General features: G+C 46.1%; 19 protein-coding genes. 15 read left to right on the forward strand and 4 right to left on the reverse strand.

What is annotated here, in order from left to right:
* The first annotated feature begins 194 nt into the window (after positions 1-194).
* Positions 195-1,643 carry a YfcC family protein gene (locus OW495_RS23585; RefSeq protein ID WP_017108586.1) on the forward strand — a complete coding sequence of 483 codons (1,449 nt, stop codon included), beginning with the start codon at positions 195-197 and terminating at the stop codon, positions 1,641-1,643.
* Here OW495_RS23585 and OW495_RS23590 read toward each other — a convergent pair.
* Positions 1,640-1,849: an arginine deiminase gene (locus OW495_RS23590; RefSeq protein WP_102314076.1), complete on the reverse strand. Its 210-nt coding sequence runs from the start codon at positions 1,847-1,849 to the stop codon at positions 1,640-1,642. The two genes, OW495_RS23585 and OW495_RS23590, sit on opposite strands and share 4 nt — an antisense overlap.
* A gap of 616 nt (positions 1,850-2,465) precedes the next feature.
* On the opposite strand from OW495_RS23590, the gene arcA reads away from it, so the two are divergent.
* The 8 genes from arcA (at position 2,466) to OW495_RS23630 (ending at position 11,492) form a co-directional block, all read left to right on the forward strand.
* Entirely contained in the window at positions 2,466-3,689 is a 1,224-nt protein-coding gene (gene arcA / locus OW495_RS23595; RefSeq protein ID WP_017104611.1) for an arginine deiminase, read from the forward strand.
* Positions 3,690-3,761: 72 nt separating this feature from the next.
* Positions 3,762-4,673: a carbamate kinase gene (gene arcC / locus OW495_RS23600; RefSeq protein WP_017108588.1), complete on the forward strand. Its 912-nt coding sequence runs from the start codon at positions 3,762-3,764 to the stop codon at positions 4,671-4,673.
* A gap of 204 nt (positions 4,674-4,877) precedes the next feature.
* Entirely contained in the window at positions 4,878-5,888 is a 1,011-nt protein-coding gene (locus OW495_RS23605; RefSeq protein ID WP_017063666.1) for an ornithine carbamoyltransferase, read from the forward strand.
* A 496-nt stretch (positions 5,889-6,384) separates the two neighbouring features.
* On the forward strand, positions 6,385-7,314 hold the full coding sequence (gene pyrB, locus OW495_RS23610; RefSeq protein ID WP_010435407.1) for an aspartate carbamoyltransferase: 930 nt from the start codon (positions 6,385-6,387) through the stop codon (positions 7,312-7,314).
* 15 nt (positions 7,315-7,329) lie between these two features.
* Positions 7,330-7,794 carry an aspartate carbamoyltransferase regulatory subunit gene (gene pyrI, locus OW495_RS23615; protein ID WP_004729721.1) on the forward strand — a complete coding sequence of 155 codons (465 nt, stop codon included), beginning with the start codon at positions 7,330-7,332 and terminating at the stop codon, positions 7,792-7,794.
* Between the two features lie 326 nt (positions 7,795-8,120).
* Positions 8,121-8,609, forward strand: coding sequence for an arginine repressor (locus OW495_RS23620; RefSeq protein ID WP_004729722.1), 489 nt, complete (start codon positions 8,121-8,123; stop codon positions 8,607-8,609).
* Positions 8,610-8,784: 175 nt separating this feature from the next.
* Positions 8,785-10,650, forward strand: a complete 1,866-nt coding sequence (locus tag OW495_RS23625) for a protein-disulfide reductase DsbD (RefSeq protein WP_102514496.1) — start codon at positions 8,785-8,787, stop codon at positions 10,648-10,650.
* Positions 10,651-10,862: 212 nt separating this feature from the next.
* Positions 10,863-11,492 carry a response regulator transcription factor gene (locus OW495_RS23630; protein WP_012604978.1) on the forward strand — a complete coding sequence of 210 codons (630 nt, stop codon included), beginning with the start codon at positions 10,863-10,865 and terminating at the stop codon, positions 11,490-11,492.
* On the opposite strand, the gene OW495_RS23635 is transcribed toward OW495_RS23630, so the two are convergent.
* Positions 11,489-13,240 (reverse strand): potassium/proton antiporter, encoded by a 1,752-nt coding sequence (locus tag OW495_RS23635; protein WP_102250552.1) that lies wholly within the window; start codon positions 13,238-13,240, stop codon positions 11,489-11,491. The two genes, OW495_RS23630 and OW495_RS23635, sit on opposite strands and share 4 nt — an antisense overlap.
* Positions 13,241-13,689: 449 nt before the next feature.
* Between OW495_RS23635 and OW495_RS23640 the strand changes: the two genes are divergently transcribed.
* From OW495_RS23640 to OW495_RS23655, 4 genes are all read left to right on the forward strand, one after another.
* The gene (locus tag OW495_RS23640) at positions 13,690-13,956 is read left to right on the forward strand and encodes a DUF4212 domain-containing protein (RefSeq protein WP_009844701.1); all 267 of its coding nucleotides are present in this window, start codon (positions 13,690-13,692) and stop codon (positions 13,954-13,956) included.
* A gap of 10 nt (positions 13,957-13,966) precedes the next feature.
* Complete coding sequence (locus OW495_RS23645; RefSeq protein WP_017108594.1) at positions 13,967-15,670, forward strand: sodium:solute symporter family protein; 1,704 nt, start codon at positions 13,967-13,969, stop codon at positions 15,668-15,670.
* A 189-nt stretch (positions 15,671-15,859) separates the two neighbouring features.
* Complete coding sequence (locus tag OW495_RS23650; RefSeq protein WP_017108595.1) at positions 15,860-16,246, forward strand: hypothetical protein; 387 nt, start codon at positions 15,860-15,862, stop codon at positions 16,244-16,246.
* A gap of 12 nt (positions 16,247-16,258) precedes the next feature.
* On the forward strand, positions 16,259-17,644 hold the full coding sequence (locus OW495_RS23655) for a class II fumarate hydratase (protein ID WP_102267873.1): 1,386 nt from the start codon (positions 16,259-16,261) through the stop codon (positions 17,642-17,644).
* A gap of 112 nt (positions 17,645-17,756) precedes the next feature.
* Here the strand turns inward: OW495_RS23655 and OW495_RS23660 are convergent, their stop codons facing one another.
* Positions 17,757-21,188, reverse strand: a complete 3,432-nt coding sequence (locus tag OW495_RS23660; protein ID WP_076668812.1) for a PAS domain-containing hybrid sensor histidine kinase/response regulator — start codon at positions 21,186-21,188, stop codon at positions 17,757-17,759.
* A gap of 111 nt (positions 21,189-21,299) precedes the next feature.
* Entirely contained in the window at positions 21,300-22,490 is a 1,191-nt protein-coding gene (locus OW495_RS23665; protein WP_065104154.1) for a 3-phenylpropionate MFS transporter, read from the reverse strand.
* 229 nt (positions 22,491-22,719) lie between these two features.
* Between OW495_RS23665 and OW495_RS23670 the strand changes: the two genes are divergently transcribed.
* Complete coding sequence (locus OW495_RS23670; RefSeq protein WP_289888654.1) at positions 22,720-24,552, forward strand: DUF294 nucleotidyltransferase-like domain-containing protein; 1,833 nt, start codon at positions 22,720-22,722, stop codon at positions 24,550-24,552.
* An 11-nt stretch (positions 24,553-24,563) separates the two neighbouring features.
* The gene (locus tag OW495_RS23675; RefSeq protein WP_102514498.1) at positions 24,564-25,196 is read left to right on the forward strand and encodes a 3'-5' exonuclease; all 633 of its coding nucleotides are present in this window, start codon (positions 24,564-24,566) and stop codon (positions 25,194-25,196) included.
* Positions 25,197-25,286: the final 90 nt, after the last annotated feature.

Consider the following 25,286-nt stretch of genomic DNA (forward strand, 5'->3'; position numbering starts at 1 on the left):
AGGTAAGGAATAAAATAACCGCAGCTAAATTAAATCTAACTTCATTTGGATCAGTAAATATAAAAACGAACTTAATTTAAAGTCAGCAATTTTATATCGCTGGATACTTTATAAGCATCAGTATGTTTACAATCTATAAATCATTAGTCGCTAATTCACATCACTTTTATTTAAGATGATGTAAGGAGATAGCTATGACGACTCAGACAATACCAAGCGAGACAAAAAAGGGCGGCTTCTTTGCCAATTTTAAATTCCCTTCTGCCTACACCATTTTATTTATTCTTATTGCTTTCGTAGCGCTCCTTACCTGGATTGTTCCGGCAGGCCAATACGACCGAGCCATGAATGAAGAACTCGGTCGAGAAGTACCCGTAACCGGAACCTATCAAGCCGTAGAAGGTAACCCTCAAGGTGTGATTGACGTACTGCTTGCGCCTATTGACGGTTTCTACGACCACAATAGCTATGAAGCTGCGGCCATCGACGTTTCACTGTTTATTCTAATCATTGGTGGCTTCTTAGGGCTAGTAACCAAAACTGGTGCTATTGATGCCGGTATCGAACGTGTCACCGCCCGCCTAGAAGGGCGAGAAGAGTTGATGATACCGATACTGATGGCGCTGTTTGCTGCTGGCGGTACCGTTTACGGCATGGCGGAAGAATCACTGCCATTCTATACGCTGCTAGTGCCAGTAATGATGGCCGCTCGCTTTGACCCTCTGGTTGCTGCTGCCACGGTACTGCTTGGCGCAGGCATTGGGGTGCTAGGTTCAACGATTAACCCGTTCGCGACCGTTATTGCTGCCAACGCCTCTGGTATTCCATTTACCGACGGTATCGCGCTGCGTGTTGGTATGCTGATTATTGGTTGGGGTATTTGTGTCGCTTACGTTATGCGTTACGCAAGAATGGTTCAAGCCGACCCAACAACATCGATTGTCTACGACAAATACGAAGAGAACAAAGCACATTTCCTTGGTAACGCGAGTGGTGAAAAACTTGAATTCACCGCAACTCGTAAACTGATTCTGACCATTTTTGGTGGCTCTTTCGCTGTGATGATTTATGGCGTATCCGTTGCAGGATGGTGGATGGCTGAGATCTCCGCGATGTTCTTAGCAGCAACAATCATCGTCGGTATTGTGTCTCGCATGAGCGAAGAAGAGTTTACCACTAGCTTCATTGACGGTGCCCGAGATCTACTGGGCGTAGCACTTATCATAGGTATCGCACGTGGTATTGTGGTGGTGATGGACCGCGGTATGATCACCGACACCATTCTGTTCTCTGCAGAACAAATGGTTACCGGGCTATCTTCGGTTATCTTTATTAACGTGATGTTCTTCTTAGAGATTCTATTGTCATTCTTAGTACCATCAACGTCTGGATTAGCGGTACTGACTATGCCAATCATGGCACCGTTGGCCGATTTTGCTGGCGTAGGTCGTGACCTTGTTATCACCGCTTACCAATCTGCATCAGGCTTGGTGAACTTAATCACACCAACCTCTGCGGTAGTAATGGGTGGCTTGGCGATTGCTCGCGTCCCTTACGTGCGCTGGGTTAAATGGGTAATGCCATTAATCGGTATCTTGATGGTGTTCTGCATCGTTGTACTAAGTATTGGTGCGCTTATCTAGCAGCTCCAACAGCCAATAAGCTTCATCTTCTCGTTCAAAGCCGCTTTCTTAGCGGCTTTTTTTATCGCTATCGAATCCAACTCTAACCCGATCACCAAAACAACCTCACGAGCTGCACACGCTTCATCCAAAGCCTCTCTATTACCTATCTCAGTAGCAAAGCTTAAACAAACAAAAACCACTTGCGACAAAGAGTAAGCCAACACTTAAATATCAACATTAAGACTAATAAAACGCCATCTATTCTTCGCTCTTATATTTATACAAATATTTAGTCATTTATTGTCGTTAATTATATTTAAAGTAATTTACGCAGTAATAACCAAAGAGGAAATAGTAGTGATTTTTATAGAAAACCAGCTTAAAAAGCCCAATTATAAAGTGTGACCACAATAGCTTTATTCGCATTTAAATTGTTAAAGAATAATTAATTCTTCGTACAAAATTAAATATATAAATACTAACATTGCATACTTCCAATCTAAGCTCATTATTATCAATAAAACCATTTTGCATATAATCCCTCACAAATTGGATTCTAGCTAGGCGAATGAAAAAAGCATGCATAATATTCCCAAGGAGTTAACTATTTAGAAAAGGCTGACAATAGTTGAAAGTGCATAAAGTTTGTTAAAACCCTTGATTTTAAAGGGCTGCGGGATAAAAAACGATTTGTGATAGATCTCTAAGAATACCTGACTAGCAGGCGTAATATTAATTCCAGACAAGAGATATGAATAAAATAATTCATTCTTCTCAACTGAAAATAAATAATTACTCTTAGCGATAAAAGTAATTCAAATATATAAGAGAGAGACGATCATGAGTAAGTTCTATGTAGGTTCTGAAATAGGTCAATTACGCCGCGTTCTAGTTCACCGTCCAAGACGCGCACTGACTCACCTAACACCCTCTAACTGTCACGATTTGCTGTTTGATGACGTACTGGCTGTTGAGCGTGCAGGTAAAGAGCATGACGCATTTACTCAAACGCTACGTGATCAAGGTGTTGAAGTTCTTCTTCTTACTGACTTGCTAGCAGACACACTAGCTGTGCCAGAAGCGAAAGATTGGCTACTAAGCTGCCAAGTATCTGATTACCGTTTGGGTAAAACATTCGCCAATGATGTGCGCTGCTACTTAGGCGACTTACCAAACCTAGAGCTAGCAAAAATTCTAACGGGCGGTTTGTCTTACGCTGAGATGCCAATGAAATCATCTTCAATGATGCAAGGCATGCACGCACCAACCGACTTCATTATCGAGCCTCTACCAAACCACCTATTTACTCGCGACACATCTTGCTGGGTATACGGCGGTGTGTCTATCAACCCAATGGCGAAACCGGCTCGTCAACGTGAAACAAACCACGTTCGCGCTATTTACCGCTGGCACCCAACATTCGCAGGCCAAGACTTCATTAAATACTTCGGCGATGAAGAAAAGATCAACTACGACAACTCAACCATTGAAGGTGGTGACGTTCTTGTGCTCGGTCGTGGCGCGGTGCTTATCGGTATGTCTGAGCGTACAACAGCACAAGGTGTTGAGCACTTAGCATCTAGCCTATTCAAACACGGTCAAGCGAAACAAGTTATCGCAATGCAGCTACCAAAACACCGCTCTTGCATGCACTTAGACACCGTTATGACGCACATGAACGAAGATACGTTCTCTGTTTACCCTGAAGTCGTGAGTAAGGATGTGCAGTGCTGGAACCTAACTGGCGATGAGTCAGGCGCTGTGAAAGTGAAAGAAGAAGGCTACTTCGTAACGGCTATCGAAAAAGCACTTGGCGTAGACAAGCTAAACCTAATCACAACGGGTGGCGACAACTTCCATGCAGAACGTGAACAGTGGAACGATGCAAACAACGTTCTAACGGTTAAACCTGGCGTCGTTATTGGCTACGAAGGCAACACATACACCAACGAAAAATACGACAAAGCAGGCATCACGGTTCTTCCGATTCCAGGAGACGAACTTGGTCGCGGTCGCGGCGGCGCACGCTGCATGAGCTGTCCAATTGAGCGTGATGGTATCTAATCACTAAGACGAAACGGCCAAGTTGAACGAGCTTAAATAATCTCAACTTGGCCAAAATGAGAGAACACAATTATGACTAAGCAAACTGTTGTTGTTGCACTCGGCGGTAATGCCCTACTTCGTCGCGGTGAGCCGTTAGAAGCCGATGTTCAACGCCGTAATATTGAAACAGCTGTTAAAACCATCTCTGAAATCGCGAAAGTGTACAACGTGGTTCTAGTGCACGGTAATGGCCCACAAGTTGGTTTACTTGCTCTGCAAGGTTTGGAATACAAAAAAGTAAATCCGTACCCACTAGATGTGTTGGGCAGTGAGACTCAAGGCATGATCGGCTACATGCTGATGCAAGAGTTCAAGAACTATCTTCCTAACCGCAACATCTCATGCATGTTGACGCAAATGACAGTCGATCCAAATGATCCTGCATTCGCGGATCCAACCAAACCGATTGGCCCGATCTACGAAGAAGCAGAAGCGCGTGAATTGGCAGAGAAATTCCACTGGATCGTAAAACCAGATGGCCAACATTTCCGTCGCGTAGTACCAAGTCCACGCCCTACCGGGATTGTTGAACACGACGCGATCACCCAACTTATCGATGCAGGTCATCTCGTGATTTGTACTGGTGGTGGTGGCATCCCAGTGAAAAAAGAAAATGGCAAATTAGTGGGTGTTGAAGCGGTTATCGACAAAGACATGTCAGCGGCTTTCTTGGCGAAACAATTGGATGCAGATGCACTGCTTATTCTGACCGATGCTGACGCTGTATACCTTGATTGGGGCAAACCAACTCAACACGCACTGCGCAGCACCACACCAAGCGAATTGGCGAAGTTCACTTTTGATGCCGGCTCAATGGGGCCAAAAATTGAAGCATCGTGCGAATTCATTCAGCAAGGCGGCAAAGTAGTGGGTATCGGTGCACTCGAAGATGGCTTGCAAATTCTGCAAGGCCAAGCGGGCACCAATATCACCAAAGGTTAACGTACTAGCGAGCTTTATCATCTTGAAAAACTTAAAGCTTGAGAACCTTAAACCTTGAGAGCTTTTAAAGCTTGCGAAAACAGATTAAACGAAACAAACCGAACCGAACCGAACCGAACAAATTTAACTAAAAATTGAATCGCGCTTTCTTGAATTTTCTTTCCCTGTAACAGGAAAGCGCCTAAATCTAAAAAGGAATACATCATGGCTTTTAACCTACGCAATCGTAACTTCCTAAAACTACTAGATTTCACTCCACGCGAAATTCAACACTTGTTAGATCTTTCTATGGAGCTAAAAAAAGCGAAGTACAACGGTTACGAACAGCCAACACTGACTGGTAAAAACATTGCGCTTATCTTTGAGAAAACCTCAACTCGTACTCGCTGTGCATTCGAAGTTGCTGCATTCGACCAAGGTGCTCGAGTTTCTTACTTAGGCCCATCTGGCTCTCAAATTGGCCACAAAGAATCAATGAAAGATACAGCTCGCGTTCTTGGCCGTATGTACGATGGCATTGAATACCGCGGCTTCGGTCAAGAGATCGTTGAAGAGCTAGGCGCTTACGCTGGTGTACCTGTATGGAATGGTCTGACTGACGAATTCCACCCAACACAAATCCTGGCTGACTTCCTAACTATGACGGAATACGGCCGTGGTAAACAGCTGCATGAGATCAGCTTTGCTTACCTAGGTGATGCTCGCAACAACATGGGTAACTCTCTGATGGTTGGCGCAGCGAAAATGGGCATGGACATTCGCCTTGTTGCTCCAAAACAATTCTGGCCACAAGAAGAGCTATTGGCTCAATGTCGTGAAATCGCAGAGCACACTGGCGGCAAAATCACACTGACTGAAGATGTTCAAGAAGGCGTGCAAGGTTGTGACTTCCTATACACCGACGTTTGGGTATCCATGGGCGAAGCGAAAGAAGCATGGGCTGAGCGCATCAACCTAATGATGCCTTACCAAGTCAACATGGAAATGATCAAAGCGACAGGCAACCCACATGTGAAATTCATGCACTGCCTACCGGCTTTCCACGGCGAAGACACAACAGTAGGCAAACAGCTTGCTGCTGAATACCCACAACTAAAAGACGGCGTTGAAGTAACAGATGAAGTGGTTGAGTCTGAATACTCTATCGTGTTCGATGAAGCTGAAAACCGCATGCACACCATCAAAGCAGTGATGGTTGCGACATTAGGCAGTTAATAAGCTGAACAACTAAGAATCTAGATAACTAATAATCTAAATAGTTAAGCACTCACTTGTTCGCAAGACATTAACAAGTTAAGTGTAATAGCAGGGAAATGCGGGTGGCATACTTGGGATTTAACCCTTGGATAAAGCCCGCATTTTTTTCATTCGACTGAAGAAGTTATCACCCAAAAAAACACAAGTTTTTCTGTTTCAACAAAGGCTTAAATGGAAGTTAAAAACGGACGCGATTTCGCATAAAAATCCATTAAATGAATACTTTACAGAAAGTATTGCATGGCCTTTTTATCTGAGTATAATCCTCCGCAATTTGTCTTAAGAGAGCAAAAAATGAACCGCAATTCTGTCGCACATTATTGTCAAACTACACGCCAAAGAGTGGCGGTGGTGTCATTTTTATTTTGCTCTATTGATCATTTCGAAGCCTCCTATTTTTAGGGGGCTTTTTTTTGTCCGCAATTTGACTGTATGCATAGAAGGAAGACCCGTTATGGCGCATTCGTTATTTAACAAGCACATCATCTCCATACCTGAGCTCACTCGTAATGAACTGGAGCTTATCGTCGACACCGCAGCAAGGCTCAAGGCTGAGCCAAACCCAGAGTTGCTGAAAAATAAAGTCGTTGCGAGCTGCTTCTTTGAGCCTTCAACTCGAACTCGCCTTTCATTTGAAACCGCGGTTCAGCGTCTTGGTGGCACCGTCATCGGTTTTGATAATGGCGGCAACACATCGCTGGCCAAGAAAGGCGAAACACTTGCCGATTCGGTACAGGTTATTTCATCTTACGTCGATGCCTTTGTGATGCGTCACCCACAAGAAGGCGCAGCACGCTTAGCCTCTGAATTTTCGAATGGGGTTCCGGTAGTGAATGGCGGCGACGGTGCAAACCAACACCCGACTCAAACCTTGTTGGATCTGTTCTCGATTTACGAAACGCAAGGCACGCTTGATAACCTCAATGTGGCGTTCGTCGGCGACCTAAAATATGGCCGAACTGTGCACTCATTGACGCAAGCACTCTCAAAATTCAATAACGTGCGTTTCTTCTTTATCGCACCAGAAGTGTTAGCGATGCCAGATTATATCTGTGAAGAATTGGAAGAGATGGGTATCCAATACAGCACCCACAGCAGCATTGAAGAAGTCGTGCCTGAACTGGATGTCCTGTACATGACTCGCGTACAGAAAGAGCGCTTCGATGCATCGGAATACGCGCACATGAAGTCGGCTTACATCCTAACCGCCGATACATTGAAAGACGCTCGTCAAAACATGAAGGTACTTCACCCACTGCCACGCGTCGACGAAATCACCACTGACGTTGATAAAACGCCACACGCTTACTACTTCGAACAAGCTGAAAACGGCGTGTATGCACGTGAAGCTTTATTAGCCCTAGTTCTAAACGACACTTTATAAGCAGGAGATACAGTCATGGTTAAACAAACTCAGCTACAAGTAGAAGCGATCCGTAATGGCAGCGTGATTGACCACATCCCTGCTCATCTTGGGATTAAAATTCTCAAACTGTTCAAGCTGCATAAAACAGAGCAACGCATCACGATGGGGCTAAACCTGCCATCATCAGCGCTCGGCAACAAAGACCTAATCAAGATTGAGAACATCTTTCTGACCAAGGAACAAGCCAATCAATTGGCTCTGTACGCCCCACAAGCGACAGTGAATCAGATTGAAGAGTACAAAGTGGTCAACAAGCTCACACTTGTACTGCCAGAACAAATCAACAGTGTGTTCGCCTGCCCAAATAGCAACTGTATTTCACACGGTGAACCTGTCGAAAGTAGCTTTAAAGTGCAGCTAAAACACGAAAACGTACAACTAAAATGTCACTATTGTGAAAAAGTATTCTCTCGCGAGATCATGAGTGAAATTCGCTAACCCTTAGCGCTATTACCTCCGCAACAAAAGCCCTTTATAGTTTATGGATATTTATTCCCAACACGGAATAAATATCCATTTAACCAAAGAATAAAACTCCACAATAAAAGCAATTAACCAGAATTTTGTTTGGTGATCGCCTTCAAAAAGATAACTATCCTTTAGTGGTAGACTCAATGCATAGATGATCATACATCTCGCATACCCTCCCTCTTATTTCGGGGTTCATCGGTAAGCCCTAATTAACAATCGTACTCTACGGCTTTGGGAGTGCGTTCTGCGCTATGGACAAGCGATATCAACACGTTGACCTTAAGGAGTTGTTCATGAACCAAATCACTGAGCACGGTTGCTTGTATTCAGCTGAAGATAAAACACTGACTGCCGCGTGCAAACGCTTACTACAACAACAAAGCTTCTCGACCCAGAATCAACTGCGCGAGAAACTCGTCGACATTGGCTATACAGGTATCAGCCAATCGACCGTCTCTCGCATTTTGTCACAGCTTGGCGTTGTCAAAATTCAGAATGCCTGTGGCAAAAAGGTTTACTGCATCACGGTTGAAAGCGCGCCTGTGCGTGTCGATGCCTCAATCTCATCACAAATCGAATTAATTACTCACAACCAAGCGATGGTGATCGTAAAAACAAACCCTGGTTGCGCACAGTTGGTCGCAAGATTAGTCGATATCGACCCACATACCGAGATTATCGGTACGGTTGGCGGCAATGACACCGTGCTAATTATCCCGAAAGACACGATGAACATCGATGCCTGTGAACAAGTAGTAAGAGCACGCTTAGGTGTTGCCTAAATGTCTTACTGGCAAGGGCTGTTCACTGCAGTTGCGCAGCTAACCCTCTCTCGACTGCCTAAGAAAGTGGCTCACCCGCCCTAGCGGATATTTGCTGGTCGATGAAACTAATCACAAACTATTACGGTCTGATTGAGTTAAGATACCTTCAACTCCATTTTGATGACTAAATAGTATGCGACGACTTGCCACATTACTTTTTGTTTGTGTTTCCCTGTTCACCCAGCCTGCGTGGGCGCTTTTTGGAAACGACAACGCCGAGCCAAGCTTCGGAGGCAATAACAACGGTTTTGTCCCTGTAGACCAAGCTTTCCCTTTCAATTACTACCAGCAAGACGGCAAGCTCCTTCTCGACTGGCAAGTAAAAGAGGGCTACTACCTCTATCAACATAGCCTCTCGTTCACTGGCCAAAATCTCGCTATCGGCAATGTTGAAATGGAAGATGGCCAACCACACCAAGATGAATTCTTCGGTGAGGTGAGCATTTATACGCAGCCGTTATTCGTGCAAGTTCCTCTACAGAGTTACCAAGATGGCTCACAACTGATCGTTAAGTATCAAGGCTGTGCAGATGCTGGTTTCTGCTACCCACCAGAAACTCGAGTAATCGACATTGAACCGTTTACTGCGACGGGTTCTGGTGATGTAAACAGCAGTGATGTGCAAAACAGTGGTGCCTTACAGGGTTCTTCTGATGCAGCTGGTGAAGCTGACAATTCAGTACAAGCCTCTTCTCCTACAGCTGACGCAGCAAGCAATACCACTCAACAAACCAATGCTCCCGTTTCAAAAGAAGCAGGCTTAGCCGATAAGCTGGGTGACAGTTGGTGGACTCCATTATTATTCTTAGCACTCGGTGTGGGTTTAGCCTTTACGCCGTGTGTACTGCCTATGTACCCAATTCTAACGGGTATCGTATTAGGTGGCGGCAAGCTCAGCCAAGGCCGTGCGTTAATGTTGTCGTTCATTTATGTACAAGGCATGGCGCTGACCTACACCTTATTAGGTTTAGTGGTTGCTTCAGCAGGCATGCAGTTCCAAGCTGCCATGCAACACCCTTATGTATTAATCGCGCTGAGTGTTCTGTTCGTGACGTTGGCGATGTCGATGTTCGGCGTTTATAACCTACAACTACCAAGCAGCATCCAAACTTGGCTTAACAACCAAAGCAACAAGCAACAAGGTGGCAATACCTTGGGCGTGTTCGCAATGGGCGCTATCTCTGGCTTGGTATGTTCACCTTGTACCACAGCGCCATTGTCAGGTGCACTGCTGTATGTGGCTCAAAGTGGCGACCTATTAACCGGAGCAATCGCTCTTTATGCGTTAGCGATGGGTATGGGTATCCCGCTGATCTTGGTTGCGGTGTTTGGTAATAAGCTGCTGCCGAAAGCAGGCAGCTGGATGGACAAAGTGAAGATCGTATTCGGCTTTATCTTGCTAGCAGCGCCTATCTTCCTGCTAGAGCGAATTATTCCTGAATTGTGGGCAACGGTACTTTGGTCTGGATTAGGTTTCATCGCCTTTGGTTGGCTTTACCACAGTAAGAATGCACTGCCATTCGGTGGCTGGAAGCAAAGTGCTGTGGGTATCATCGCGATGCTCGGACTATTCGCTTCAGCGCAACCAGCATTGAATTACTGGTTCGCAGAAAAGAGCGTTGTGGTTGAGCAACAAATCCAATTTGCACGCGTTAACACGGTTGAAGAGTTAGAAATCCAGCTCATCGAAGCCAAGAAACTCGGCAAGCCAGTGATGCTCGATTTCTACGCCGATTGGTGTGTGGCATGTAAAGAGTTCGAGAAGTACACCTTCCACCAAGCTGATGTTGAGAACAAGCTTTCTGATTTCGTCCTGCTTCAGGCTGACGTGACAAGAAACATGCCTCAAGACATTGAACTGCTTAAACAATTGCAGGTACTCGGTTTGCCAACCATAGAGTTCTGGGATAGCGAGGGTAACCATGTTCCAAATGCTCGTGTCACTGGTTTTATGCCGGCAGATGTATTCTTAAAACACATGCAAGACCACCAGCTATAACGGCAATATTCACCGGAATATCCGCCTAAACGAAAGCCGCACCGCCCCTCCGTAACGAGATGGCAGTGCGGCTTTTTTGCTATTCAGAGTAACGCTTTCTTATTCCGGGGATAAAAGTCGATATGGTTCAGACTTTTCATGCATAGATATTGTCCACATACTCAATCAGGATGATAATAAATATTAACTAAATTGTTAAAAGTATGAACGTCATGGACTCGACCTATACCATCATCATTGCTGATGACCACCCTCTCTTTCGCAACGCCCTGTTTCAGTCAGTTCATATGGCTATCAGCGGTGCGAACCTGCTTGAGGCTGATTCTCTCGATGCCTTACTGACTCTACTAAAAAAAGAAGATGAACCAGATCTGTTACTTCTCGACCTTAAAATGCCGGGAGCAAACGGGATGTCGGGCTTAATTCAACTGCGTGCTGAATATCCAGATTTACCGATTGTGGTGATCTCAGCCAGCGAGGATGCCAGCGTTGTCACTCAAGTGAAGAGCCATGGTGCCTTTGGCTTCATTCCTAAGTCGAGTGATATGCGTGAATTGGTCAGCGCACTGAATCAAGTGCTGAATGGCGACCCGTTCTTCCCTGAAGGGCTTATCACCAACAATGCAGCCTGTAGCGACCTTGCGGAAAAGCTTTCCACACTGACGCCTCAGCAATACAAGGTATTAGGGATGCTTTCAGACGGCCTGCTGAACAAGCAAATCGCCTATGAATTGAATGTTTCGGAAGCGACCATCAAGGCACATATGACAGCCATCTTCCGTAAACTGGATGTGAAAAACCGAACTCAAGCAGTTATCTTGCTACAAGAAGTCCACAACTAAGCTTCGCTTATATCCTCTTCTAAAGTCGTCTTTGGTAAACATAAACCCAACCTGACGACTTTATGATCATCTATCTCTGCAACCACCCAAGTAATGTCATGCCACACAAAACTATCGCCTAATACAGGGTGGGCACCAAGCTCTCGCTCAGCCAATTGTTTTAGCGTCATTTCTCGCTCTTCTTCCGAGCCCAGTTCAATGCCATAACAATCACTGACTGCTGCAACCGATAGTTCGACATCCAAGAAGAAATCACCAAAGAATCGAGCGGCCTCTTCAGCTAGAGGAGCTTCACTGAATAGCGCACTTAAGCTATCTAGGTCTTTATCTTGGCCAAGTACACAGAGAATATCGTTCGCCTCTAACACGGTGCTACCCGATGGGTGAAGCAAAGCATCTTTTCTAAACAGTGCAGTAATTCGTGTCCCTTCAGGCATAGACAAACGCTTAAGCGGTTCACCAACACACCACTTTTCCTCTTTCAGCTTGTAGACAAACATCTCCCACTCACTGGTCGGATAAATCTCCATGCCGGTACGAGAAATCGGTGTTGGTGTCGGTGGTAAGGTCACCTGAGCCAACCTCGCAACTTTCATCAAGCTACCGCCCTGAACAATCAGCGAAACCATAACCACGAAGAAGGCGATGTTGAAGTAAAGTTGAGCATTAGGCAGGCCAGCCATCATCGGGAACACCGCCAAAATGATCGGCACAGCACCACGTAAACCTACCCAAGAAACAAACCAACGTTCTTTGGTGGTAAAGCTTCTGAACGGCAGTAAACCCAACCAAACAGACAACGGGCGAGCAAACAAGATCATACCGAAAGCCAATGCTAACGCAGGAAGTGCAATGTCCATCAACGTTGATGGCGTCACCAATAAACCCAATACCAAGAACATCACGATCTGGCTTAGCCACGTCATGCCATCAAGAACATTAAGGATAGAGTGTCGAGAGCGCGTCGGACGATTACCAATGAACAGGCCTACAAGGTAGATCGATAAGATACCGCTGCCGCCAAGCATGTTAGAGAACGCAAACAGTGCCACACCACCGCTGAGCACCAGAATCGAGTAAAGGCCATCGGCCAGCTGCACTCGGTTAATTAGACTCCATAGAACCCAACCGCCGCCAATACCAACAAGGGTGCCGATACCAAACTGCATCGCGAAGCTTTTGAGTAGGAAGTTCATTCCCATCTCGGCATCTGGGGTACCCAGTAGCGCAATTAAAGTCACTGTCAGGAAGACCGCCATTGGGTCATTGGTACCGGATTCGATCTCTAAGGTTGAGCCAACACGTTCATTGAGGCTCTGCCCTTTCAACAAAGAAAATACCGCAGCTGCATCGGTCGAACCCACAATCGCACCAACCAAAATGCCCTGCATCAGTGATAGGTCAAACAGCCAAGCCGCCATTAAACCGGTTAGGGTTGCGGTACAGGCCACACCTATCGTCGCCAGCGAAAGCGACGGCCAAAAAGCGACCTTGAAGCTCGCGACCTTGGTTCGCATACCACCATCAAGCAGGATCACAGCCAGCGCAAGGTTACTCACCAAGTAGGTCAGCGAGTAATCATTGAAATTAATGCCACCGGGGCCATCTTCGCCCGCCAACATACCAACGAACAAAAAGATTAAAAGAATCGGAACGCCCAATCGAGAGGACACTTGTGAGAAAAGTACACTGATGGCGATGAGTACCGCACCAGTCAAAAATAAGTGGTTAATGGTTATTGCGTCCAATTCGTTCCCCCAAAGAATAAAACCCGAGCTTTAAGCCTGTTGATCTTTTGCCACTAGCTTGTTGATCTTCTGCCGTTAAGCAAGTCACGGCCAGTAAAAGTACCGTAGTTACTATAACAAACTTATGTTTCGCTTCGTGTCATAGGTAGGACTAAATACCGTTTCTCAGTCATTTAGTTGTTAAATTTTATGACTCGCACTCTAATTCATCCCTTTTTGTTAGACCTTTGGCTAATTTAACATCATTGCAACATCACGTTTTTCTATGGTTCTGTCTCCTAGCTCCCATATTTCAGTACATTAGCGCTAATAGCGTCCCGACTAAAGTTGCACAGATCCCTTGACTTATCCTTGCTACATTCTAAATCGTAACATTACGTTAACACGCTATTTTACAAAAACGGTTTCACAAAACGGTTTCTACGAAAACGGAATTAAAGGAGAAGGCAATGGCGTTCGAATCTACGGAACATGCTCAAGCCTACTGGAAGGAAAACTTGGGAATAATGGGAACACTACTCGCAGTCTGGTTTGTGGTGTCTTATGGCGCTGGCATCTTATTTGTGGATGTCCTAAATACCATTCAATTTGGCGGATTTAAGCTAGGTTTTTGGTTCGCTCAACAAGGTTCAATTTATACCTTCGTGGCGTTGATATTTATTTACGTTGTTCGCATGAATAAGCTGGACAAAAAATACAACGTACAGGAAGACTAGAGGCTAGAACATGGATATTCAAACTTGGACGTTTATTCTCGTCGGTATTACTTTCGCAGTCTATATCGGCATCGCAATCTGGGCTCGCGCTGGAACAACGAGTGAATTCTACGTTGCTGGCGGCGGCGTACACCCAGTAGCAAACGGCATGGCAACGGCCGCTGACTGGATGTCGGCAGCATCATTCATCTCAATGGCAGGTATCATCTCATTCGTTGGTTACGACGGTGCGGTTTACCTAATGGGTTGGACAGGTGGTTATGTACTACTTGCGCTATGTTTAGCACCTTACCTACGTAAGTTCGGTCAGTTTACGGTTCCTGATTTCATCGGTGAACGTTACTACTCGAAAACAGCACGTATGGTAGCGGTATTCTGTGCAATCTTCGTATCATTTACGTACGTTGCAGGCCAGATGCGTGGTGTTGGCGTTGTATTCTCTCGTTTCCTAGAAGTTGATATTAACCTAGGCATCATCATTGGTATGGGTATTGTGTTCTTCTACGCAGTGCTTGGTGGCATGAAAGGCATCACTTATACGCAGGTAGCTCAATTCTGTGTCCTCATTTTCGCCTTCCTTGTTCCAGCAATCTTTACCTCAATCATGATGACAGGTAACCCACTTCCACAAGTTGGTATGGGCTCGACTCTATCAGGTACAGATGTATACCTACTTGATAAACTGGATGGACTAACAGAAGAACTCGGATTTACCGCCTATACCGAAGGTAACAAGAGCATGGTAGATGTATTCTTCATCTGTGCAGCTCTAATGGTAGGTACTGCCGGTCTTCCACACGTAATCATTCGTTTCTTCACGGTACCAAAAGTACGTGATGCTCGTATCTCAGCAGGTTGGGCACTACTGTTCATCTCATTGCTATACACAACAGCACCTGGTGTTGCAGCTTTCGCTCGTGTAAACATGATCGAAACGATTAACGGCCCAGACATGCAAGGTGTCGCAGCAGCAGACGCACCAAGCTGGTACAAAAACTGGGAAAGCACTGGCCTAGTTGGTTGGGAAGATAAGAACGGCGATGGCAAAATGTTCTACTCGGGCGACGAACGCAACGAGATGAAGATTAACCGTGACATCATCGTACTGGCTTCTCCAGAGCTAGCAAAACTACCAAACTGGGTTGTAGCACTACTGGCAGCCGGTGGCTTAGCCGCAGCACTATCAACAGCCGCTGGTCTACTATTGGTAATCTCAACGTCGATTTCACATGACTTGTTGAAGAAAGGCTTCAGACCAAACATGACCGACAAGCAGGAGCTGTTAGCCGCTCGTTTGGCCGCCATGGTCGCGATTGTTGGCGCAGGTTACTTAGGCATTAATCCACCAGGCTTCGTAGCTCAGGTAGTAGCGTTTGCCTTCGGCTTAGCCGCAGCATCCTTCTTCCCTGCCATCATCCTAGGTATCTTCTACAAGAAGATGAACAAGGAAGGCGCAATTGCAGGTATGTTGTCAGGTATTGCCTTCACAGCAAGCTACATCATCTACTTCAAGTTCATTAACCCAGCAGCAAGCACACCTGAAAACTGGTGGTTTGGTATCAGCCCAGAAGGCATCGGTACGCTAGGTATGTGTCTAAACTTCGTAGTATCAATTGCTGTAAACAAAGTAACTGCTGAAGTTCCACAAGATGTACAAGATATGGTTGAGAACATCCGTTACCCGAAAGGTGCTGGTGAAGCTCACGACCACTAAACAAAGATGTTTAGCAAAAAATGAATCAGTACTTACATTGTAGGGATTAGGTACTGGTTCCAAGAAAGCCGATACATTATGTATCGGCTTTTTCTTTTGTCTTATATTTTATAAAAAGACCAAATAAAGGGTTGTTTTTAAAATATCATTTGATAATAATTATCATTAACATCCATTAAAGAGATGCAAATGATGATGAAAGAACAGCAGGGTCTCTACTCGAGGTTTTACAAAGCACAAGATCGCTTTGCTTCATTAGAACAAGTTCAAGGCCACGAGCCGTTTGTGATTCGAGACTATATCGAGTGCGCACTAACGCTTTCGGCTTACTACGAAAAGCATGCCGCCCAAGAAAACATCTTGTTATGCGAGCTGTACCTGCGCCAAGTTTTCTTTCATTTGATAGAAGCGATTGAGTCTCGTGACCGCAGTTTCACCTTTCGTCATATCTGCCTAGACTCTATTCACTCTCCATTGTTTTATTTGAAACGCCACTACTGCCAGCAACCACAAGGCCAAGCGCGTTTTTTGAATCTCAGCCAAACACTACAACAAGTCCAAGCCCCACTTGGCTAACAAGGATAGAACATGACCCTACAATTTCGGATAGAAAAAGACAGCATGGGCGAAGTGAAAGTTCCTGCCGATGCGCTATACCAAGCACAAACTCAACGTGCCGCGGATAACTTCGCGTTTAGTTCACACAAGATGCCAACCAGCTTCATTCAAGCACTGGCGTTAATTAAGCTGGCCGCCGCCGATACTAATGCTCAGCTAGGTTTACTGGAAGGTGATATTGCCAACGCGATAGCCGAAGCCAGCCAAGAGATCATCGATGGTAAACACCTCGAGCAATTCCCTATTGATGTCTATCAGACGGGCTCTGGCACCAGCTCTAACATGAATGCTAACGAAGTGATTGCGACACTCGCTTCAAGAAGCCTGCAAGGAGACGTGAACCCGAATGATCACGTAAACATGGGGCAAAGCAGTAACGATGTCGTGCCAACAGCAATTCAAGTCAGTGTCGCTTTGATGGCAGAAAATAAGCTGCTGCCTGCACTTACCCATCTTTCTGCGGCACTTACCGTAAAACAGCATGAACTTGCTGAGGTAGTCAAAACTGGCCGTACTCATCTAATGGATGCAATGCCGATTACCTTTGCTCAAGAGCTTGGTGGTTGGAAATATCAGATTGAACATGCCAAGCAAGCGATAGAAAGCAGCTTGCCAGCAGTCAAGGCGCTTGCTCAAGGTGGCACAGCGGTAGGTACAGGGATCAATGCCGACCCACGCTTTGCCGATAAGTTTGCAAGTAACCTTTCTCAATCGACAAAGATCAGTTTTACCTCGAGTGAAAACTTCTTTTTTAACCTCAGCAGCCAAGACGCGATCGTTGCATTGTCAGGTCAGCTCAAAACTGCAGCAGTTGCGATCATGAAGATCTCAAACGATCTTCGCTGGATGAATTCAGGGCCGTTGGCTGGCTTAGGGGAAATTGAGTTGCAAGCTCTCCAGCCGGGCTCGTCTATCATGCCTGGCAAGGTAAACCCTGTAATTCCAGAAGCAGCTGCCATGGCGGCAGCGCAAGTGATTGGCAATGACACCACCATTACGGTGGCTGGGCAGTCTGGAAATTTCCAATTGAATGTGATGCTGCCGGTTATTGCTCATAACGTTCTAGAAAGTATAGAGTTGTTAGCCAACAGCTCAGTCGCACTGGCTGATAAAGCGATTGCCACCTTCACGGTGCGCCAAGACAATCTCGATTTAGCGCTTTCAAAGAATCCAATTCTGGTGACCGCACTTAACCCTGTGATTGGCTACCTAAAAGCGGCTGATATTGCCAAGAAAGCCTACAAAGAGGGCTTACCGATTCTTGATGTGGCAGAAAGAGAAACTGATCTCAGCCGAGAAGAACTCAGCAAGCTGCTTGATCCAAGCACACTGACGCAGGGCGGTATTGCGGGCTAGTTAGTTAAAAAGCGAATAGGTATTAACGATCCTTACTGAAACAGAAAAGGCCTCATCTGAGGCCTTTTTTACATCCGTTCATTAATTAGGAATTAGATCTGATTATTCCTAATTAACTCACCCGATTTAAGACCGCCCTTAACTTGAGTGGCTTCACTGGCTTAGCAATAAAGCTGAAGCTGTTGGCCTTTATCGCAGCCAACATGTCATCGGTTCTATCAGCACTGATGATGACACCTTCAAAAGAGTCCCCAAGACGCAAACGACACTGCTGCAAGACTTCGAGTCCAGTTCGGCCATTATCGAGGCGATAATCAGAGAAAATCACATCCGGTTGCCAATCATCATCGAGACACTTCAAGCTTTCGACTAAGTCGACAGCGGTCTTGACCTCACAACCCCAACGACCAATCAAGTTCTCCATTCCGACTAAAATTTCTCGCTCATTGTCGACACACAGTATTTTCAGATGCTCGATGTCGCTTGTCGCCATTGGCGTCGAAGCTTGTACAACCGGAGCCACCTGCTCTGCTCTCGCTAAGGTGATGGAAAAGACGCTGCCTTCTCCCGGCCATGAACGCATCGATATTTGATGACCAAGCACATGAGCAATCCCTTTCGAGATAGCCAACCCTAATCCCAGACCTTGATCAGCACGAACTTGGCTACCACGTGTAAACTCTTCGAAGATCTCTTGTTGCTTGTCTTCGTCGATACCGGTTCCGTTATCCCACACATCAATTCGCACCTGACCATTCACTCGTCTCGCACCGAGGACAACTTTTCCTTCAGGGTTATAGCGGAACGCATTAGTCAAAAAGTTCTGAATCACACGTCTCAATAATTTAGGATCAGAGTGAATAAACAGTGATGATGGGATCATCTGAAATTGGATCTTCTGCTGCGTTGCCAAAGCGCTAAATTCAGCATTCAAGTTGGTCAGCACATCATGCACGGCAATCGCGTGAATGTTGGTTTCTAATTTTCCTGACTCCAATCGAGAGATATCAAGCAGGTCGCCAATCAGATCTTCAGCCGCACCCAACGCACTTTCGATATGAGAAGAAAGCTGCTTCTCCTCTTGTTCTTTTGCCACCTCAGACAATGACGAAGCAAATAGACGTGCAGCATTGAGCGGCTGCATCAAATCATGACTCACCGCAGCAAGAAAACGACTCTTAGATTGAGATTCTTGATCCGAAATTTGAGTGGCTTTAACTAAACGTTGGTTAAGCTTTTCGAGCTCTTGAGTCCGCTCATGAACTCTCGACTCCAAGCTTTCGTTAGCATCTTTTAGCGCTTGCTCTGCTTGTCTGAAAACCGTGATGTCGGTAAAGCTCATGACAAACCCGCCACTCGGCATTGGATTACCTTGCACCTCAATCACTCGACCATCAGGACGAATACGAGATGAGGTGTGTCGCGTGCCTTGCTCAAGGTGATAAACACGACGTCGAACGTGATCTTCTGGGTCACCCGGACCACACAAACCTTGCTCAGCATTGTGACGAATCACATCTGAAATGGGTCGGCCAACCTGAATCAAACCAGCAGGGAACTCAAACAGTTCTAAGTAACGTTGATTCCACGCCACCAGCCTCATTTGTTTGTCTATTACAGCAATGCCTTGGCCAATATGTTCAATCGCGCCTTGCAGCAAACCACGGCTGAAGTCGTACAGTTCCGAGGCTTCATCAACAATGGTCGCCACCTCTTCAAGCTGCATGTTTCTGCCTTGCAAAGCAGAAGTGAGTACTAACTTAGCAGACGAAGCACCGAATACCCCAGCAAGTACACGCTCTGCGTGTCGAATCAAGCTCGCGGGCGCTTGTTGGTTGGGAAGTAACGGCTGGCCGTGCTGCTGCCAATAACTGTGTAAGGCACTTTTCGCTCGCTTGCGACCTACAAAACGCGAGGCGAGCATCTCCAATTCAGCCACCGTAACGCGGTTCTGATAGAGGCTAATATTTTCATTTTCAGGCAGAGGCGTACCAACGAATGCCGCCGATTGTAAGCGCTCACTTAGGCTTGGGCGTGTTGTCATCGAGACCACTACATAACACAGGGTATTGAGTAAGATACTCATCACGATACCCCAGTTTGAACTGCTGACATCCCAACTACTCAGTAACTCTGGAGGCGTAATAATCCACAACAGTAAATTACTGTCGCTATCGCCCGCCAACATACTGGTTTGGCTCATTAGGGTAATCAGCCAAATCACTGAGCCAACTAATAAGCCAACATAAACGCCCTTTCGATTACCCAAACGCCAATACAAACCACCGATCAAGGCGGGGGCAAACTGCGCAATCGCCGCAAAGGAGAGAAAGCCGATCGCCGACAGAGAATGAATGGTATCGAGCGCCTGATAAAATGCCCAAGCACCCAGCAACAGTAATAGGATCAGCCCACGACGAATCACCAATAACAAGCCAGAAAAATGTTTATGCGTTCTTTGCGTCAAACGCATACGACGCAACAACAGTGGCATCACCAGATCATTCGATACCATGATCGCCAATGCGATGGTCGAGACAATCACCATGCCACTCGCCGCCGAAGTCCCCCCAAGAAAAGCCAGCAAGGCAATATGATTGGCCCCTTCTGCCATCGGCACGCTAATCACATAAGTATCAGCCGGCATACCCGTAAGTAATCCCTGACCTGCCCAAGCAATCGGTAGAACAAACAGCCCCATTAAGATGAGATAAAGAGGAAATAACCAACGAGCGGTGTGTAAGTCCTGAGGTCGTTCGTTTTCAACCACCATGGTGTGAAACTGACGCGGCAGACAGACAATCGCCAACATCGTAAGAATGGTGTGAATCACTAAGGTGGGAATATTGGGTGATTCATAAGTGGAGGCCGCGACATCAAGCAAGTCGATTTTATCGCTGCTCATTGCGAGGTAAATGATAAACAGACCAACAATCAAGAAGGCCGCCAGCTTTACAATCGACTCAAACGCCACCGCCATCATCATGCCACGGTGATGTTCTGTGTTATCGATGTGCCGCGTGCCAAACAGCATCGTAAAAATCGCTAATGCACCGACCACAAACCAAGAGACGTGATAATTCTGATATCCAAAATCTTCGGCGAGATCGGGGGCGACAATCTCCAAGCCCATCGTAATACCACGCAGCTGTAGCGCGATATAAGGAAGAATACCGACCACTGCAATCACGGTGACGGCTACAGCCAAGCCCTGAGATTTTCCATAACGAGCCGCGATAAAGTCGGCAATAGAGGTGATGTGTTCACGCTTCGCGATGAGGATCAGCCGAGCTAAGATCCGCCACCCCAACGTGAAAACTAAAATGGGGGCGAGGTAGATGGGTAAGAATGACCAAGGGTTATTACTGGCCTGCCCGACCGTTCCATAGAAGGTCCAAGAGGTACAATACACCGCAATAGAAAGGCTATATATCCATGGACGCCAGCGTGATAGCCAACGAACTTGCCTATCTCCATACCATGCGATCAGAAATAACACGCCCAAATAAGCTAAAGAGACTGGAATTACTACCCATCCTTGCATTGAAAACCCTTTTTTCATCCATAAAAAAACCTCTCCATATTGGAGAGGTTTCATTTAACTAGGGAAGTGCGTTTAACTCAATCGCATCGCTTAAATTCTGTGCTTTGGGCTTTAATTCTGAGCATCAGATTGAGCTGAGGCTGTTTGATTGACTTCAACCACTGAACTTCTTTCATCAACCTTAATGAACAGTGCAAGTGCGCCCATTGCGGCCATGCCCCAGAAAATATTCGCACCCCAAAGCTCATAGCCCCAACCACTCAGGGTTGTCATCAGAGCAATAAATGCACCTAATGGAATCGCGTTATACAAAGCTTGCAGGGCGACCATCTTGTTCTGTTCTTCAGATTGAATGTATTGAATCGCAGCAATATGCGCCATGGCAAATGTCACGCCGTGAAGCAGTTGCACCATCACCAATGCAAAAATAGCCGTCGTTGACGCGGTAATACCCCAGCGAGCCATTACCCCGATTGCCGCTACCACGAACAGCGTGCGCAGTGACCAACCAGAGAACAAGCGTTTACTTAAAGCAAACACGGCCACCTCAGCGACAACACCTAAACTCCACAAGTAACCAATAATCGCTTCAGAGTGACCCGCCTCTTTCCAATAAATCGCACTAAAGCTGTAATACGCAGCATGGCTACCTTGCAACAGCGCCATCAAGGCCAAAAATTTAACTACTGACGATTCACGCAGCAGCTCACCTAATTTTGGTCGTACCGCTTGTTGCTCAGAGTGTGTCACCGGCATCACATTAGGATTTCTCATCGCCAATACTAATGACATCAGCACACCAGCAAACGCGGTATACAAAATCATATCTGTGCCAAACTTCGCAACCAAAAAGCCCACCACGGTGGAGCCCGCGATAAATGCAATCGACCCCCACAAGCGAGTACGCCCGTAATCAAGCATATTAAGGCGGCTGTAATGGTTCGCCATTGCATCAGACAATGGAATGATCGGGCCGCAGCATAGGTTGAACAATACTGTGGCAAGCAGCATCAATAAAAAGCTACCGCCTGTGAAGAAGTGGAAGCCAACAAACAGCAATGCCGCGAAGCTCAAGCAACGCAAAGCCGGCATTAAATGCTCAACTTTATGGATACGTGGGGTGATCACTAGGTTGGCAACACAACGCGTCGCAAAGCCAATACCAATCAGGACACCAATGTCACCCGCAGAGACACCTTGGTCTTCAAACCACAGCGCCCAAAATGGCAAATAAACGCCATAGGCAAAAAAGAAACCAAGAAAATACTGGGAGATCCAGCCATAGGGAGAAGGGCTAAACATAAATAACCTATAAAGTGTGCGGAAAAAGGCAAAACCAATTATGCCTACGTCGCATACGATGAAAAAGGGAATTATTGAAGAGATAGTATTCCTGTATTCAATGAATATCGATATCCCATTTGAGTGAGGTATCCGGCGCTCACCCTCACCCACGATCGCATTTAGACTAAAGTCGTCTGGAGCTTCGCTGGTAATTTGTCAGACTGAAAAGAGACTCCTACTTCTTTCGATGCTTATGCCTGATAAATTTAATATGCAGCACCCGCCTTTCGATAGCCTGTCCGACACGGAGCAGTTAACGCTGCGCTCCTCATTGGATGTGGTTTATTACCGAGCACACGAGGTGATATTGGAGGCAGACCGCCCTAGTCGCCATCTGCATATTCTGATTAAAGGAGCCGTGGAGGAGCGCGCGAGCAGCGATGGGGAAATCTACGCACATTATGCCAATGACGATATCTTCGATGTACGCAGTCAGTTTGAACCTCACACCAAACACCAATATATCGCACTTGAAGATACGCTAAGTTATCTACTACCAACCGATATCTTTCTCGATCTGTACCACGCCAATGGCCAGTTTGCCGCTTACTTTGATAGCAACCTTTCGAAACGAAAAGCGCTAATTGAAGCTGCCCAACAGCAACAAAATCTTGCCGAGTTCATACTGACCAAAGTGGACGAGTCGATCTATCACCCTCCACTGATACTGGAACCCGGCCAACCTATTAACCAAGTCACTCAAACCCTTAAAGAACAAGGGTTGGACTCAGCTCTGGTTCATTTGGAACATAATGATCTAAAAGCTTTTGGATCATCATGTTCCTTTCCGTATGGAATCGTCACAAGAACCAATTTATTGCACGCGGTGATGCTCGACAATCATCCGCTCGATACCGCGGTTGGCGAGATAGCAACGTTCCCGGTACTGCACGTTAATCAAGGGGACTTCTTGTTTAACGCCATGATCACCATGACCCGAAATCGCGTAAAAAGGCTGATGGTTTGTGATGGTCCAAATGCTGTCGGTATGGTGGACATGACGCAAATTTTGAGTGCATTCTCTACTCATTCTCACGTTCTTACTTTGCGTATTGCACGAGCCACCAGCATTGAAGAGCTCGCATTAGCCTCCAACAAGCAACGTCAACTGGTCGAAAGCCTACTCAGTAACGGCATTCGTACGCGCTTCATCATGGAGCTAATTTCAGCCGTTAATGAACAGATAATAGAGAAAGCGTTTGAGTTGGTTATCCCACCCGCACTGCATAATCATTGCTGCCTGATCGTATTAGGTTCCGAAGGCCGTGGAGAACAAATTCTCAAAACCGATCAAGACAACGCGCTAATAATTCAAGATGGCTTGGAGTGGCACCAATGCCAGAGTGCCATGAACGACCTAACGCATACATTGCAACAATTGGGCTACCCACTCTGCCCGGGCAACGTGATGGTCAACAACCCGAAATGGGTTCATTCACAACAAGAGTGGAAACAAACGCTCACCCGTTGGGTAAAAAAAGCCACGCCTGATACCGTGATGGATATTGCCATCATGGCAGATGCACATGCCGTTGCAGGTAACAGAGAACTTTTAAAACCGGTCAAGCAGCACCTGAGTGATTTGATGCTAGGACAGGAATTGATTCTGACTGAATTCTGCCGCCCTGCTCTTAACTTTTCAGTTCCCCTCACCCTGTTTGGTAATGTGAAAAAATCCAAGTCAGGGCTCGATATCAAGCAAGGTGGTATTTTCCCGATAGTCCACGGTGTGAGAGCACTTTGCCTTGAGCACGGTGTGACGGTGAACAACACCTTTGAGCGTATTGAACAACTGGTTAGCAAGAAGGTATTAGAGCAAAGTACCGCGGACAACCTCAATGAAGCGCTCAAACAGTTCTTTAAATGGCGTTTAGCTCAGCGACTTTCACAACAACACAGCAGCAATAAAATCGACGTCAAACTGATGGAACGGGCAGACCGAGACTTACTTCGTCATAGCCTGCATGTGGTCAAAAAGTTCAAGCAATGGCTCGGCTACCACTATCAAATCAGAGATTAGGTGACTGAACGATGAATAGATTGATTCGTTATTACTGGCATCACAAGCTCAAAGGCTCTGCTTATCAGCCTCTGTTTGCTGCGCCTGCTAATCACGAATACGTATCTCTTGATTGTGAAACCACCAGCCTCGACCCCAATCAGGCGGAATTAGTCACCATTGCCGCAACCAAGATCATTGGTAATCGAATCATTACTAGCCAACCTTTCGAGGTCCGGCTGCGTGCCCCTCAATCGCTCGATTGCAATTCAATCAAAATTCATCGCATTCGCCATCAAGATCTCAAGCACGGTATCGAAGAAAAACAGGCCTTAATCGAACTGCTCGGCTTCATCGGTAATCGTCCTTTAGTTGGCTATCATATCCGCTATGACAAGAAAATTCTCGACCGCGCCTGTTTAAAACAACTCGGATTTCCACTGCCTAACCGGTTAGTCGAAGTGAGCCAGCTCTATCAAGAAAAACTCGAAAGACAGCTACCCAATGCCTATTTTGATCTCAGTATGGACGCCATCTGTCGCCAGCTGGATCTACCTATCCCGATCAATAAACATGATGCATTACAAGACGCTATCTCCGCCGCCCTGATCTTTGTTCGCCTTAAACACGGTGATTTACCTCGTTTCAACTCTTCTTATTCTTAATTCAACCATTGCCTCCCTACATAGAGAGCAATATCGCAAAAATGAACTTAACTCGCTATTTTGTAAGTGAAAAGCGGCGTCTCATCCTAA

The sequence above is a fragment of the Vibrio sp. 14N.309.X.WAT.E.F5 genome (genome assembly GCF_030397615.1).
GTDB classification, from domain to species: domain Bacteria; phylum Pseudomonadota; class Gammaproteobacteria; order Enterobacterales; family Vibrionaceae; genus Vibrio; species Vibrio lentus.